The sequence below is a fragment of the Pseudomonas sp. P4_B3 genome (assembly GCF_056402295.1).
Map to the genome: position 1 here is coordinate 142309 of NZ_JBFUHR010000013.1, position 13060 is coordinate 155368.

The 13060-nt window shown below is 59.0% G+C and carries 16 protein-coding genes and 1 pseudogene; 4 read left to right on the top strand and 13 right to left on the bottom strand.

The window, feature by feature from the left end; genetic code table 11:
• Positions 1-27: 27 nt before the first annotated feature.
• Together AC1DWG_RS17055 and AC1DWG_RS17060 are read left to right on the top strand one after the other, a co-directional pair.
• On the top strand, positions 28-1218 hold the full coding sequence (locus tag AC1DWG_RS17055; RefSeq protein WP_477788058.1) for an osmoprotectant NAGGN system M42 family peptidase: 1191 nt from the start codon (positions 28-30) through the stop codon (positions 1216-1218).
• 198 nt (positions 1219-1416) lie between these two features.
• Positions 1417-1644, top strand: a complete 228-nt coding sequence (locus AC1DWG_RS17060) for a YheU family protein (protein WP_003199186.1) — start codon at positions 1417-1419, stop codon at positions 1642-1644.
• Positions 1645-1649: 5 nt separating this feature from the next.
• On the opposite strand, the gene csrA is transcribed toward AC1DWG_RS17060, so the two are convergent.
• From csrA to AC1DWG_RS17075, 3 genes are all read right to left on the bottom strand, one after another.
• Positions 1650-1835: a carbon storage regulator CsrA gene (csrA, locus tag AC1DWG_RS17065; RefSeq protein WP_477764765.1), complete on the bottom strand. Its 186-nt coding sequence runs from the start codon at positions 1833-1835 to the stop codon at positions 1650-1652.
• A gap of 154 nt (positions 1836-1989) precedes the next feature.
• On the bottom strand, positions 1990-2322 hold the full coding sequence (locus AC1DWG_RS17070) for a YnfA family protein (RefSeq protein ID WP_008004345.1): 333 nt from the start codon (positions 2320-2322) through the stop codon (positions 1990-1992).
• 64 nt (positions 2323-2386) lie between these two features.
• Positions 2387-3202 (bottom strand): SDR family oxidoreductase, encoded by an 816-nt coding sequence (locus AC1DWG_RS17075; protein WP_477788059.1) that lies wholly within the window; start codon positions 3200-3202, stop codon positions 2387-2389.
• A 277-nt stretch (positions 3203-3479) separates the two neighbouring features.
• On the opposite strand from AC1DWG_RS17075, the gene AC1DWG_RS17080 reads away from it, so the two are divergent.
• Positions 3480-3638 carry a DUF3309 family protein gene (locus AC1DWG_RS17080; protein ID WP_477754914.1) on the top strand — a complete coding sequence of 53 codons (159 nt, stop codon included), beginning with the start codon at positions 3480-3482 and terminating at the stop codon, positions 3636-3638.
• Positions 3639-3697: 59 nt separating this feature from the next.
• Here AC1DWG_RS17080 and AC1DWG_RS17085 read toward each other — a convergent pair whose 3' ends face one another.
• The 8 genes and pseudogenes from AC1DWG_RS17085 to AC1DWG_RS17120 all read right to left on the bottom strand — a co-directional run bounded on the left by AC1DWG_RS17085 (position 3698) and on the right by AC1DWG_RS17120 (position 11437).
• The gene (locus tag AC1DWG_RS17085) at positions 3698-5794 is read right to left on the bottom strand and encodes an LTA synthase family protein (RefSeq protein ID WP_477764767.1); all 2097 of its coding nucleotides are present in this window, start codon (positions 5792-5794) and stop codon (positions 3698-3700) included.
• Between the two features lie 337 nt (positions 5795-6131).
• Positions 6132-6737 (bottom strand): START domain-containing protein, encoded by a 606-nt coding sequence (locus AC1DWG_RS17090; RefSeq protein WP_477788060.1) that lies wholly within the window; start codon positions 6735-6737, stop codon positions 6132-6134.
• A 96-nt stretch (positions 6738-6833) separates the two neighbouring features.
• Entirely contained in the window at positions 6834-7088 is a 255-nt protein-coding gene (locus AC1DWG_RS17095; protein ID WP_477764768.1) for a YkgJ family cysteine cluster protein, read from the bottom strand.
• A 166-nt stretch (positions 7089-7254) separates the two neighbouring features.
• Positions 7255-7737, bottom strand: a complete 483-nt coding sequence (locus AC1DWG_RS17100) for a translation initiation factor 2 (RefSeq protein WP_477753719.1) — start codon at positions 7735-7737, stop codon at positions 7255-7257.
• An 80-nt stretch (positions 7738-7817) separates the two neighbouring features.
• Complete coding sequence (locus AC1DWG_RS17105) at positions 7818-9257, bottom strand: aminotransferase-like domain-containing protein (RefSeq protein WP_008050371.1); 1440 nt, start codon at positions 9255-9257, stop codon at positions 7818-7820.
• A gap of 243 nt (positions 9258-9500) precedes the next feature.
• Positions 9501-10238 (bottom strand): annotated as a pseudogene (locus tag AC1DWG_RS17110) (OmpA family protein); the annotation flags it as partial.
• Positions 10235-10591 carry a DUF4398 domain-containing protein gene (locus tag AC1DWG_RS17115; protein ID WP_108215383.1) on the bottom strand — a complete coding sequence of 119 codons (357 nt, stop codon included), beginning with the start codon at positions 10589-10591 and terminating at the stop codon, positions 10235-10237. The gene AC1DWG_RS17115 and the pseudogene AC1DWG_RS17110, both read right to left, overlap by 4 nt.
• 9 nt (positions 10592-10600) lie before the next feature.
• Positions 10601-11437, bottom strand: a complete 837-nt coding sequence (locus AC1DWG_RS17120) for a substrate-binding periplasmic protein (RefSeq protein ID WP_477788061.1) — start codon at positions 11435-11437, stop codon at positions 10601-10603.
• 57 nt (positions 11438-11494) lie between these two features.
• Here AC1DWG_RS17120 and AC1DWG_RS17125 point away from each other — a divergent pair, with 57 nt between their 5' ends.
• Positions 11495-11620 (top strand): hypothetical protein, encoded by a 126-nt coding sequence (locus tag AC1DWG_RS17125; RefSeq protein WP_477788062.1) that lies wholly within the window; start codon positions 11495-11497, stop codon positions 11618-11620.
• A gap of 10 nt (positions 11621-11630) precedes the next feature.
• Here AC1DWG_RS17125 and AC1DWG_RS17130 read toward each other — a convergent pair whose 3' ends face one another.
• Both AC1DWG_RS17130 and AC1DWG_RS17135 read right to left on the bottom strand, forming a co-directional pair.
• Positions 11631-12560 (bottom strand): electron transfer flavoprotein subunit alpha/FixB family protein, encoded by a 930-nt coding sequence (locus AC1DWG_RS17130; RefSeq protein ID WP_477788063.1) that lies wholly within the window; start codon positions 12558-12560, stop codon positions 11631-11633.
• The coding region (locus tag AC1DWG_RS17135) for an electron transfer flavoprotein subunit beta/FixA family protein (RefSeq protein WP_477788064.1) at positions 12561-13060 on the bottom strand (500 nt) is incomplete at its 5' end.

Below are 13060 nucleotides of genomic sequence, written 5' to 3' on the forward strand. Positions count from 1 at the left end.
GATGGCCTCAATACATCAGGAGTTTCCATGACCAGCAAAATCCCCGAACCGGACCTCGGTTACCTGCAAAAAGTCCTGCTGGAAATGCTCGCCATTCCCAGCCCCACCGGGTTCACCGACACCATCGTGCGCTACGTCGCCGAGCGCCTTGAAGAACTCGGTATTCCCTTCGAGCTGACTCGTCGTGGCACCATCCGCGCCACGCTCAAGGGCAAGAAAAGCAGCCCCGACCGCGCCGTTTCCGCTCACCTGGACACCATCGGCGCGGCGGTGCGTGCGGTGAAGGACAACGGCCGCCTGACCCTCGCGCCGGTCGGCTGCTGGTCCAGCCGCTTTGCCGAAGGCAGTCGGGTCAGCCTGTTTACCGACAATGGCGTGATCCGCGGCAGCGTCTTGCCGCTGATGGCGTCCGGGCACGCGTTCAATACCGCCGTGGATGAGATGCCGATCAGTTGGGATCACATCGAATTGCGCCTGGACGCCTACTGCGCCACCCGTGCCGACTGCGAGTCGCTGGGCATCAGCGTCGGCGATTTCGTCGCCTTCGACCCGTTGCCGGAGTTCACCGAAAGCGGCCACATCAGCGCCCGCCACCTCGACGACAAGGCCGGGGTGGCCGCGCTGCTGGCGGCGCTCAAAGCCATCGTCGACAGTGGCGAAGACCTGATGATCGACTGCCATCCACTGTTCACCATCACCGAGGAAACCGGCAGCGGCGCCGCGGCGGCGTTGCCCTGGGACGTCAGTGAGTTCGTCGGCATCGACATCGCACCGGTCGCGCCAGGCCAACACTCCAGCGAGCACGCGGTATGCATCGCGATGCAGGATTCCGGCGGGCCGTATGACTATCACCTGTCGCGCCACCTCCTGCGCCTGGCCAGCGACAACGAGTTGCCGGCGCGCCGCGACCTGTTCCGCTACTACTTCAGCGACGCACATTCAGCGGTCACCGCCGGCCACGACATTCGCACCGCCCTGCTCGCCTTCGGCTGCGACGCCACCCACGGTTACGAACGCACCCACATCGACAGCCTCGCCGCCCTGAGCCGCCTGCTCGGTGCGTACATCCTCAGCCCGCCCGTGTTTGCCAGCGATGCGCAACCGGCCAAGGGTTCACTGGACCGCTTCAGCCATCAGCTCGAACATGACACACAGATGGAAAGCGATACGCGGGTGCCTTCGGTGGACAGCCTGGTGGGGCAGCGGTCGGAGAACTGATCCGGGCGCTTCATCGCCAGGTAAACCGCTTTCGTCGGAACGCCGCCCGGAGCAAGCCCGCTCCCACAGGGGGAATGCGATCACCTGTGGGAGCGGGCTTGCCCGCGAAGACGCCGGACCAGACAACACATTAGCCCAAGGCTAGCCGCAACAGCCCAATCGCCGTAGCATCGCGCCATTGATCCAACCGAGGTGCCTATGCTGATTCCCCACGACCAACTTGAAGTCGACACCCTCACCCGCCTGATCGAGGATTTCGTGACCCGCGACGGCACGGACAATGGTGACGACACACCACTGGAAACCCGCGTACTGCGCGTACGCCAAGCCTTGACCAAGGGCCAGGCACTGATTGTCTTCGACCCGGAAAGCGAGCAGTGCCAACTGATGCTCAAGCACGACGTGCCCAAGCACCTGTTTGACTGAAGCCTTCAGCGTCCCTTGATCTTCGCCAGTTTGTTCTGGATACGTTCGTAGATTTCCGAGCGGTGAACTTTGACGTCCTGTGGCGCTTCGACGCCAAAGCGAATGTTGTTTCCGTTAATCGCGAGAACGCGCACGGAAATATTTTCACCGATGGAAATGGTTTCGCCCACAACGCGGCTGAGTACGAGCATAAGGAGTGTCCTTCAGGGATTACTGGCCCTTGAAGATGCCCGGCCCGCCGTACGCCTACAATGCTCTGACAGCAATCCAGACCGAACTGACAGCCCTTGACACACCCCGCTTACGGAAAAGTCTGACAGGACGGTTGATTGTAGGGCCGATCTGTCAGGACGCGGAGAATCGCGGTCCGAACAGGATGATGCTCGCACCGATCACACACAGCGCCACGCCAAGCCAGTCCGAACCCAGCGGACGAATCCGCTCGACCACGGCCAACCAGCCGATTGACGCAATGATGTAGATACCACCGTAAGCGGCGTAGGCACGGCCGGCGTAAGTGGCTTCGATCCGGGTCAGCAGCAGGGCGAACAGGGTCAGGCTCAGGAGCGCTGGCACCACCCACCACATGCTTTTACCCTGGCGCAGCCACATCCAGAAGGCAAAGCAACCGGCAATTTCGAACAGCGCGGCGAGGAAAAACCAAAGGTAATTGAGCATGCAAGCGTCTCGCGAGGATGGCCGATGGCGGCCACCCTAACCACAGCGTTGCCTGCGAGCAAGATCAGCTTGCCGATTGCCTGGCCTTGGCGCGCATTTTGTCGGCCATGACGGTCATTTCGTTGTAGAGCAGTTGTGGGTTCTTCTGCTTGAGCGCCCAGGCCATGCGGCCCTGTTCGTGGGGCAGGATCATGAACTCGCCGGCGGCGACCTGCCGGTAGATGTAGTCGGCGATGTCAACGGCGCTGATCGGCGAACTTTCCAGCAACTTGCCGACCTGGGCTTTCATGGCCGGGGTCGGACCGCGGAAGGAGTCCAGCAGGTTGGTCTGGAAGAACGATGGACACACCACATGCACACCGACTTCCTGATGCGCCAGTTCGATCAGCAGGCTTTCGGACAACGCCACCACGCCCGCCTTGGCCACGTTGTAGTTGCTCATCGCCGGGCCTTGCATCAACGCGGCCATGGACGCGATGTTGATGATCTTGCCTTTGCTTTTTTCCAGCAGCGGCAGGAAAGCCTTGCAGCCCTTGACCACGCCCATCAGGTTGATCGCGATCTGCCAGTCCCAGTCCTCCAGGGACAACTCACTGAAGAACCCGCCAGACGCCACACCCGCGTTATTGACGATGACATCGATGCCGCCGAATTTGACTTCGCAGGCCTGGGCGAACGCCGTCAACTGGCTGTAATCGCGTACGTCACAACGCTGGATAAAACCATCGCCGCCCGCTTCGCGGACCAGCTTGAGGGTTTCCTGCAAACCGGGCTCGCTGACGTCCGACAAGGCCAGTTGCCAGCCTTCACGCGCCCAGCGCAGCGCGATTTCACGACCCAGACCAGAGCCTGCACCAGTGATCATCATGCGATTTTGCATAGCAAACAGCCTTGTTGTTCTCGGAAGATGCACCGAGTGTAGCGAAGGAAATTGCCCGACCCACGCTCCATCAGATTGCTGAATGGCCCGAGCAAACCGCGGGAGCGCCTGAAGTAACTGATGCAACAAAAAAAGATAAAGACCCGTTCGAAATACTTGAAAAAAACCTGGAATTTTCCTGCAAGCGCAAGAGTCGGAATATTTAAGCAGCGCGAATTTACTTCATTCCCGCTGACCTTGATTGGCATGGTCAATTCACTGCATTTTCGACAAGGAAATAGACATGGGCACAATACTAATCATCATTCTGATCCTTTTACTGGTCGGTGGTTTGCCGGTCTTCCCACACTCCAGAAGTTGGGGTTATGGCCCATCCGGAATCATCGGCGTCGTGTTGGTGGTACTGTTGATCCTGCTCTTGCTCGGCCGAATATAAAAATCCGCCAGGCAAAAAAAAGAGGCTCTTGAAGAGCCTCTTTTCCATTGCGTCACAACTTACTGCGGCGTGCCGTGAACTACACCGGCGGTGTTGTCCAGCAGACTCTTGGTCGCGGTTTGCAGGAACGCTTCGAGCTTGAGCTTCAACTCAGCGGTACCCGGTGCATCCGCAATGATCTCGGCATGCGGCGTAGCGCCCATTTCGTACTGGTACAACTTTGGCGCCATGTCCTTTTCCTTCGGCAGTACAAGGATCCGGTCGTCGCTGAGGATGGCCGTGGTCTGCTCGTTACCCGAAGGTTTGATCACACCAAAACCCTTGTCGCCTTCAGGCAGGTTGAGCAGGTCGCGGCCCCAGCACTGCTGGCGAGTTTCGCCGCCCAGGCGGCCCATGATGGTCGGCACGATGTCGATCTGGGTGCCCACGGTGTGGTCACGCTGACCGAACTTCTCCTGGATGCCCGGCGCGATCATCAACATCGGCACGTTGAAGCGGCCCAGGTCCATTTCAGTGATCTGCTGTTCGTTGCCGAAACCGTGGTCACCGACAATGACGAACAGGGTTTCCTTGAAGTACGGCTCCTTGCGGGCCTTTTCAAAGAACTGGCCCAGCGCCCAGTCCGCGTAACGCATGGCGGTCAAGTGCTCGTTCAGGCTGCCGCGATTGGTCACGGGCTCGACCGGCAATGGCGTCGGCAAGGCGTAAGGCGTGTGGTTGGACAGGGTTTGCAGCAAGGCATAGAACGGTTTGCCGTTTTCACGTGCCTTGAGCTCTTGCAGGCTGCGATCGAACATATCCTGGTCGGACACGCCCCATGTAGGGTCGGAGAACACCGGGTTAACGAAGTCGTTACGGCCGATGAAGTTGGTCATGCCCTGGTTGCTGAAGAAACCCGACTGGTTGTCCCAGGCGAAATCACCGTTGTAGACATACACGTCGTCATAGTGACGGGCACTGAGCAACTGCGGCAGGCCAGACAGCTTGTGGCTGCCTTCCGGGGTCTGCATCAGGTATTCGAAACCCGGCAGGTTCGGGAAGCAACCCATGGTGGCAAACATGCCCTGGTGGGTATGAGTACCGTTGGAGAAGAAGCGGTCGAACAGCAGGCCTTCCTTCGACAGTTTGTCGAGGTACGGCGTGATGTTGTCCGGCCCGCCCAAAGCACCCACCGAGTGACCGGCCATGCTTTCCATCAGGATCACGACAACGTTCTTGATCGGCAGCGTCTTGTCGGCCGGCGGCGTGTAATCACGGCGTACGGCGGCAATGTCGGTCTCGACCAGTTTTTCGTCCGGCAGCACCAGCATGTCACGCACGATCTGCTGGGCCTGCTCTTGCGGCAAGGTGGCTTTCCAGATGTTGTCGCGCTCTTCGGACATCCGGCTCTTGGCAGCAGCCACCAATTGCAGGGTACCGTTGAGGCCCAACTGGTTAGCGAAAATCGAGTTGGTGGTGTACACGTCACCCCAACGTAATGGCGGGCCCTGACGCAGGGTGCCACGAGCGGCGACCACGCAGATCAGCAAGCAAACCACGAACACCGCGATGCGCGCATACCACGGGGCAACCTGGCGCGTGCCGATGCTGCCACCACTGAATGGGCCACGGGGACGGGTTGCACGGTCGGCGCCCTTGAATGCCAGGCTCAGGATCCAGGTGCCCACGGCCCATGCCAGCAGGTAACGAACCACCGGGAAACCGTACCAGAGCATGCTCATCACGGTTTTCGGATCTTCCTTGACGTACTGGAAGACCAGGCCGTTGAGGCGCTGGTGGAACTCACGGTAGAAGTCCATCTCCATCAGGCCCAGGAACAGCGCAATGCTGGAGACGATCGTCAACCAGAGACGGAACAGCCCGCGTGCGGCCATGGCCCGGGCGCTGAACAGTGCCAGCAGCAAGGGAATGCTGAGATAGACCACCAGACGCAGGTCGAAACGCAGACCGTTGGCGAATGCCTCGAGAAAGGTCGAGGCCGGTGTGTCGAGGATCATCGAGCGGTTGTAAACCAGCAGCGCGACGCGCAGCAGGCTGAACATGACCATCATGACCAGGGCACACAACAGCGTGTAGGCCAGATGCGATTTGACGGTCGGTTGCAGCAGGCGACTACTAGAGGCTCGCTGCTGATTCAGGGCGTCCGGGATTGCCATGTCGTTTTAGGACCCATTGGAAGTTAAAGTTTCAAAAATACAGCTGCGCCTTGCCCTCTTTTCGGCCCGTACAAGGCCTGGGGGTTTGCGCGGTGCGCAAATGTTGCACGATCAACGGCTGCATTGCCATTGATTACTACCCTCATCCCGACTGTTTCATCCTGCATTCAGCAGTACGCAGCGCGTTACGGGAGAGCCGGCGAATTGTCTTGGAGAGTGGGTGAAAATTTCGTGCAACGCATATCCGGAAACAATTTAAAGCCTGCGCACCGGTCAAAAACGCAAACGCCCCGATCGAGTCGGGGCGTTACGAAGTCACCTTAAAAGAGCGATAAAGTTACTTCTCGGCGCGTTCCTTGAGGGCTTTCAAGGTATTGAACGGGGCATCCACCACAAACTTGTTGGCCACCATCGACGGCACGCTGCCGCCCGGCTCGGTGTGCACCTGATAGGTCACTTCGACCTGGTCGCCCTTGGGCACGAACTTCCAGAAACCGTCGACCTTGGCGACCCGGACGAAGCCTTTTTCTTCAGGAATGTATTTTGGTACGCCTTCGAGCTTGCGGGTCAGGCTGCCATCGGCGCCTTCGATGGTGATGACGTGCAGCACCGAATCACGCGGAGTAACCGGCCACGGGGTGTTGAACTGAGTGTAGGTCCAGCTCTGGTCACCTTCGTGCTTGAGCAGCTTCTGGGTTTTGCATTCGTGAATCCAGGCGCAGGCTCCGGACACGTCTTCCTGCAACGCGCGCAGCTTGGCTATGGTGGTTTTCATCAGCGTGACGCCCTGGTAGGCCTTGTAGTCGGAGCCGGCCACTTCACTCAGGGAGATCTTGATGCCGTCTTCGTCTTTTTTGACTTTCCAGTCTTCGGCCTGGGCCGTCGAAGTGGCCAGCACAACCGTCAAACCACACAGCACAGCAATACGATGCAGCGAACCCATAATCTTATTCCTTATTGTTGAAGTTCCGTCCGTTGGGCTTGCACCTCCGATCACCTTCWGGTTTTTCGGAGGTGATCGGAGGTGCAAGCCCACACATCACGCCGCCGTCATTTGCTCCCACCAGCCAATCAACCGGATCGCTTCTTCACTGCTGCCTCCGCACATCTCGGGGTCGGCCTCGAAGGCAGAACACACCGCCGGCCGTTCCGGCTGGCCGAAAATATTGCACAGGTTATCGGAGGAAAGTTGCAGGCAACGCTCCCCTGCGGCTTTGCCGTTGGGCATACCGGGAATCGGTGAACTGATGGAAGGGGCAATGCAACAAGCGCCACAGCCCTCACGGCATTTCATGACGACAAGCTCCTCGCGACGAGCAATGTGTAAAAGGACGGGGCACAGAGTACCCGCTTAAACAGTTGTTTTAAATTACCTGCGAGCGGGTTTTTCAATGCAAACGAACATGACCGACCAGTCACCGACAAAGCGTCTGGTCTGCAGTTCGCGGATCCTGGTGAGGTTACTGCTTGAACTCGAAATCCAGCGCCGCACCTTCGACCTCGCGGCGTTCTTCCTTTCGCAGTTGCAGCTGCATTTCATTGGTGAGCAGGCGGCCGTTGAGCTGGAACGGGCTGCTGCCGCTTTTGTCACCGAACATCTGGGGTAACAATGGTTCGCGCCTGGACAACGGCACCGTTCCGATCGGCTTCAGCTCCTGAACCATATCCTTGGGCAGGCTCAGGTCCAACTTGGCGGATGGAAGCTCGGTCTTGACAACTTCGCTGGCCGGTTTCGATTTGGAGGCAATGGGCTGGCGCTTTTTCACGGGCGTCGCCGGTTTCTCGGCCGGCGAGGCTTTTTTCACAGGTTCGGGTTTTATCGGTGCGACGTGGAAACTGCCGGTGGCCTCCTGATCCTGCTCGGTAGCCGCTACGACGAATGCCGGCTGAATACTCGCAATCAGGCAGAGCAAAAGCCAGGCGGCAGGAAAAGTCGGTTTCATGTATCCCACGGTGGGTGCAAACGGCAGAGGTGCATATGCTCCCCTGTTGCAGCCCACAAGACAAGCACCGTAGCAGCCTGTTACAAACCGCCCGCCATCTCCTGGCAGAGCTGGGTGGCCAGCATGCCCAGGGTCATCAACGCGCGCTCGGCTTCACGATTCCACGGGATGCCGCAATTGAGGCGAATGCAGTGATTAAACTGCTCGGTGTTACTGAAGATCAGCCCCGGCGCAATACTGATGCCCTGCTGCAATGCCCGCACGTGCAACTCCTGAGTGTTGACCCGTCCCGGCAGACTGACCCACAGAATGAAGCCACCGGTAGGCCGGGTCATCTGCGTGCCTTCCGGGAAATACTGCTGCACGGCCAGTTGGAAGGCGCTGAGGTTTTTCCGGTATTCCTGACGGATGAAGCGCAAATGCCGGTCGTACCCACCATTTTCCAGGTAAGCGGCAATGCCCATCTGGGTCACGCTGCACGCAGAATGCGTGCTGAAGGTCTGCAAGCGCTGGATTTCCTGCTGATACTTGCCGGCAATCATCCAGCCGATCCGCACGCCAGGCGACAGGGTTTTAGAGAAGCTCGAGCAATAGATCACCCGATCCAGCCGATCGTAGGCCTTGAGGGACTTGGTGCGCCCCTGTTCGAACATCAGCTCACCGTAGATATCGTCTTCGACAATCTGGATATCGAAGTCCGACGCCAGGCGCAGCAATTGTTTCTGCCGCTCCTCCGGCATGGTGCCACCCAATGGATTGCTCAGACGGGTGGTCAACACCAACGCCTTGATCGACCATTGGTTGGCCGCCAGTTGCAGGGCTTCCAGGCTCATGCCCGTGGCCGGATCGCTGGGGATCTCGATGACCTTGAGGCCCAACAGGTCGGCCAGTTGCAGCAACCCGTAATAAGTCGGCGATTCGGCCGCGATCAGATCGCCCGGACGGGTCAGCACACGCAAGGACATCTGCAGCGCATCGACGCAACCGTGGGTGATCACCACTTCCGACGGATCGACCACCACGCCGGCATCGCGCATGCGGATCGCCACCTGTCGGCGCAACGGTTCGAAACCGGGGCTGAACATGTAGCTGAAGGCCCGCGGACTATGGAAACGGGTGACTTTGGCCAATTGCTGATGCAGTGCCCGCACCGGCAAATAATCGACACTCGGCACTGCAGCGCCCAGCGGGAAGACACCTTCACGACGGGATTCGACCAGGACTTGTTGAATGATGCTACTGCGGGTGACCAGGCCGGGGCGCTCGACCCGGGCGATGTCCGGCGTCGGTGCGGTGAGGGCCGGCGTCTGGTGCACGTAGTAACCCGACTGCGGCCGGGCGCGGATCAACCCCTGATCCTCGAGATTGGCATACGCCTGCAACACCGTCGCATGGCTGACATTGAGCTGCGAGCTCATCTTGCGCACCGAAGGTACGCGCTCCCCCGGCTGATAGACCCCACGGCGGATGTCTTCGGCCAGTTGTTGAGCAATACGTTGATAGAGCAAAAGATTGGTCATGACGCAGCACTCGATTTCACGGGCATTTTATTCTTGTGTGAAACAATACCGGAACAGTTTAGAAGTGTACGGGGACAGTTGCCACAATAGTCGACCATACAGTGCAGTGTCAGCAAAATCTGTACTGTTTTGCGCGGTAATCGGCAGGTATAAAAAAACCCGGCGCTGCATGGCAGGCCGGGCTGTAGGGCTGTAGGGCTGTAGGAGCTGTCGAGTGTAACAAGGCGTCGGTGAGTTTGTGATTTCCGACGCATTCGCGTCCACGGGATACTCGTCGCCATAACCCTCGACCTGAATACGCTTGTCGTCGATGCCCAGGTCCATCAACACATCAGCCACCGATTGTGCGCGGTCGCGGGACAGCTTGAGGTTTTCCTGCTTGCCCCCGGTACTGTCCGTATAACCTTCGATCCGTACCACACGCTTGGGATTGAGTTGCAGGAACTGCACGATCTTCAACACCACACGGTTGGCCGAAGGTTTCAATTCCGCTTCGCCGGTGTCGAACAGCATGTCACCCAATGTCATCACCAGGCCACGGTCGGTCTGGGTGGTCGTCAATGCCAGGATCTGCTCTTCGAGCCATTTGCCTTGCTGCTGCACGCTGAACAGTTTGGATTCACGCAGTGCCAGTTGCAGGCGCTGCCGCTCCAGTTCAAGCTTCGCCGCTTGCTCTTCGTTGAGCGCCTGATCGGTGTGTTCCCGGGCAATGGCGCTATAGCGCTGGCTCAGGTAGGCGTAATGCACCACGTCCGAACCGCTACCCCAATAGCTGGACAGGCGATCGGCACGGGCCAGGGACTCCCCGGCGCGAATCACGTCCTTGGGGGCGATTCGCAGCACATTGGAGTCTTCCTTGACCTTCTGAAAATCGGCTCCAGCCTGCTGCAATGCGGTCTCGCTGTGCTGGCTGGCGCAACCAGACAGGCTCGCGCAGCCTGCCAGGATCAAACCGCCGAGGGCTTTGCTCTTGAGGCTCATTCGGCATCTCCCAGTTGCTTTTGCAGGCGGGCGATGCGGGTGTTCAGCACGTTCAACTGCTCCTCGCTCTTGGCCTTCAACACCTTGGCTTCAGCCAGGCGCGCATCGAGTTCGGCCTGTTCGGCCCGCATCCGCGCATTCTTGAAGGATTGATCGGTCATATTGCCCTTGGCACGATTGTACTTGTCCTCGGCCAGTTTCATTTCCGGCACATCGTCGGCGGTGGCGCCCACGGCCTTGGCCTGTTCGAGTGCCTGTTCGGTCAGGCGCATCTGTTCATTCGGCGCAGGATCGGTTGCACAACCCGCCAGGACCACAAAGGCCACGGCAGCGAAAAGAGGTCGAATACTCACTAGATATCCCTACTGTTTTGGGGCACTGACGGGTTGTTGCGAGGGTTGCTGCGGTTGTGAGCGTTGTGCCTTCCAACGCTCGATATTGCGCATCAGCACGGCTTCCGTCAGTCCGGACGCGGGCAATTCTGTCATCTTTTTGGCCAACTGTCCGCGCAACCACGGATCGTTGCAGGCCGAGTCATGGGAAATCGCCAGGTACAGGCCAGGCTTGTCGACCGGTTGCGAGCGAGTGACCAAATCACCGGCCATGCCCAGTGTCTGTGCGGTCGCCATGCCCGAGTAACGTCCTGCCAGCACAAACTCGACCTCGCCCAACAGCAGTTTCTGAAAGGCCTGGGTCAGGTTGGACGTGTGCGTGAGGGTTAACTGCTGTCCGGCAAAGGTGCTGAATTGCGGAGTCAATCGAGCCTTTTCCGACACGGCACCGGAATGGCCGTGCAGGTCCTGTGCTTCGTTATAGATCAGCGTCGAGTCCTTGCGCGTCCAGACCAGATAGTCGTTTTCCAGCACGGGTGGATGGATGTAATCCAGGGAATCCAGCTCACTGACGGTCAACGTCGCGTCCGCCAGCATGTCCATGCGCCCGCTGCGCACTTCGTCCAGGGCCTGGGCGCGTTTGCCGGCATACAGCAGTTCGACCTTGAGCCCCAACTCCCCCGCCACTTGCTGCAGCAAATCGGCGCTGGCACCGATCAGGTGTTCGGGATTCCGCGGGTCTTGCCACAGATACGGTGGCGCGTCCGGGCTACCAGTCACCACCAGGCGTTCGCATTTGCCTGCGGCGAAAGACAGCGCGGGCAATAGCGTCAATCCCAGCAAACTCCACACAAGGCGCAGATCCATGGCTACACACTCCACTCATACCCGGTTATGCCCCTTGTAGGAGCGAGCTTGCTCGCGATGAACGTTAACGATGACGCGTTCATTCTGGAAAAACGCGGCGCATTTGAGTCCATCGCGAGCAAGCTCGCTCCTACAGAAGAGCAAAAAAAAACCCGGCCAAAAGGCCGGGCTCTTTATAAGTGAAGCAGCCGGATTAGACCAGCTTCTCGAACTCAGGGATGGCTTCGAACAGGTCTGCCACCAGGCCATAATCGGCCACCTGGAAGATCGGCGCTTCTTCGTCCTTGTTGATCGCAACGATCACTTTGGAGTCTTTCATGCCGGCCAGGTGCTGGATCGCGCCGGAGATACCGACGGCGATGTACAGCTGTGGAGCAACGATCTTGCCGGTCTGACCGACCTGCATGTCGTTCGGAACAAAACCTGCGTCGACCGCGGCGCGTGAAGCACCGACAGCAGCGCCGAGCTTGTCGGCCAGGGCGTACAGGTGTTTGAAGTTGTCGCCGTTCTGCATGCCGCGCCCGCCGGAAACGACGATCTTGGCAGCGGTCAGTTCCGGACGATCGGACTTGGCCAGCTCTTCGCCAACGAAGCTGGAGATGCCAGCGTCGTTGGCAGCAGCAACGGCTTCAACGGCAGCGGAGCCACCTTCAGCAGCTACCGGGTCGAAACCGGTGGCACGCACGGTGATCACTTTGACCGCAGCGTTCGATTGAACGGTAGCGATGGCGTTACCGGCATAGATAGGACGCGTGAAGGTGTCGGCGCTTTCTACCGAGATGATCTCGGAGATCTGGTCAACGTCCAGTGCGGCGGCAACGCGTGGCAGGATGTTTTTGCCGTTGGAAGTAGCGGCAGCCAGGATGTGGCTGTAGCCCTTGCCCAACTCTGCAACCAGCGGAGCAACGTTTTCCGGCAGCTGGTGAGCGTAGGCAGCGTTATCAGCTACCAGCACTTTAGCCACGCCAGCGACTTTCGCAGCGGCTTCAGCCACGGCGCCAGCACCCTGGCCAGCGACCAGAACGTGGATGTCACCACCGATTTTGGCGGCAGCAGCAACGGTGTTCAGCGTGGCCGGAGCCAGCACTTTGTTGTCGTGTTCAGCAATAACCAAGATAGTCATTTAGATTACCTTCGCTTCGTTTTTCAGTTTCTCGACCAGTTCAGCCACCGACTTGACCTTGATACCCGCGCTGCGTGCAGCCGGCGCTTCGACTTTCAGGGTCTTGTTAGTGGAGGCGGTGGAAACGCCCAAAGCATCCGGAGTCAGCACTTCGAGAGGCTTCTTCTTGGCTTTCATGATGTTTGGCAGAGACGCGTAGCGCGGCTCGTTCAAACGCAGGTCGGTGGTGACGATGGCCGGCAATTTCAGGGAAACCGTCTGCGCGCCGCCGTCGACTTCACGGGTAACAGCGACGCTGTCGCCGCTGATTTCGACTTTCGAAGCGAACGTGCCCTGACCGTAGCCGCTCAATGCAGCGAGCATCTGGCCAGTCTGGTTGTTGTCGCTGTCGATGGCCTGTTTGCCAAGGATCACCAGCTGAGGCTGTTCCTTGTCGACAACAGCTTTCAACAGTTTGGCAACAGCCAGGGAAGTCAGGTCTTCGGCGGACTCGACGAGGA

Coding starts and splice junctions, on each gene's coding strand:
- AC1DWG_RS17095 (WP_477764768.1), bottom strand. CDS start 7,088: ATGAAATGCCGTGAGGGCTGTGGCGCTTGTTGCATTGCCCCTTCCATC.
- csrA (WP_477764765.1), bottom strand. CDS start 1,835: ATGCTCGTACTCAGCCGCGTTGTGGGCGAAACCATTTCCATCGGTGAA.
- AC1DWG_RS17105 (WP_008050371.1), bottom strand. CDS start 9,257: ATGACCAATCTTTTGCTCTATCAACGTATTGCTCAACAACTGGCCGAA.
- AC1DWG_RS17070 (WP_008004345.1), bottom strand. CDS start 2,322: ATGCTCAATTACCTTTGGTTTTTCCTCGCCGCGCTGTTCGAAATTGCC.
- AC1DWG_RS17085 (WP_477764767.1), bottom strand. CDS start 5,794: ATGGCAATCCCGGACGCCCTGAATCAGCAGCGAGCCTCTAGTAGTCGC.
- AC1DWG_RS17125 (WP_477788062.1), top strand. CDS start 11,495: ATGAACGTTAACGATGACGCGTTCATTCTGGAAAAACGCGGCGCATTT.
- AC1DWG_RS17055 (WP_477788058.1), top strand. CDS start 28: ATGACCAGCAAAATCCCCGAACCGGACCTCGGTTACCTGCAAAAAGTC.
- AC1DWG_RS17120 (WP_477788061.1), bottom strand. CDS start 11,437: ATGGATCTGCGCCTTGTGTGGAGTTTGCTGGGATTGACGCTATTGCCC.
- AC1DWG_RS17090 (WP_477788060.1), bottom strand. CDS start 6,737: ATGGGTTCGCTGCATCGTATTGCTGTGCTGTGTGGTTTGACGGTTGTG.
- AC1DWG_RS17060 (WP_003199186.1), top strand. CDS start 1,417: ATGCTGATTCCCCACGACCAACTTGAAGTCGACACCCTCACCCGCCTG.
- AC1DWG_RS17100 (WP_477753719.1), bottom strand. CDS start 7,737: ATGAAACCGACTTTTCCTGCCGCCTGGCTTTTGCTCTGCCTGATTGCG.
- AC1DWG_RS17075 (WP_477788059.1), bottom strand. CDS start 3,202: ATGCAAAATCGCATGATGATCACTGGTGCAGGCTCTGGTCTGGGTCGT.
- AC1DWG_RS17130 (WP_477788063.1), bottom strand. CDS start 12,560: ATGACTATCTTGGTTATTGCTGAACACGACAACAAAGTGCTGGCTCCG.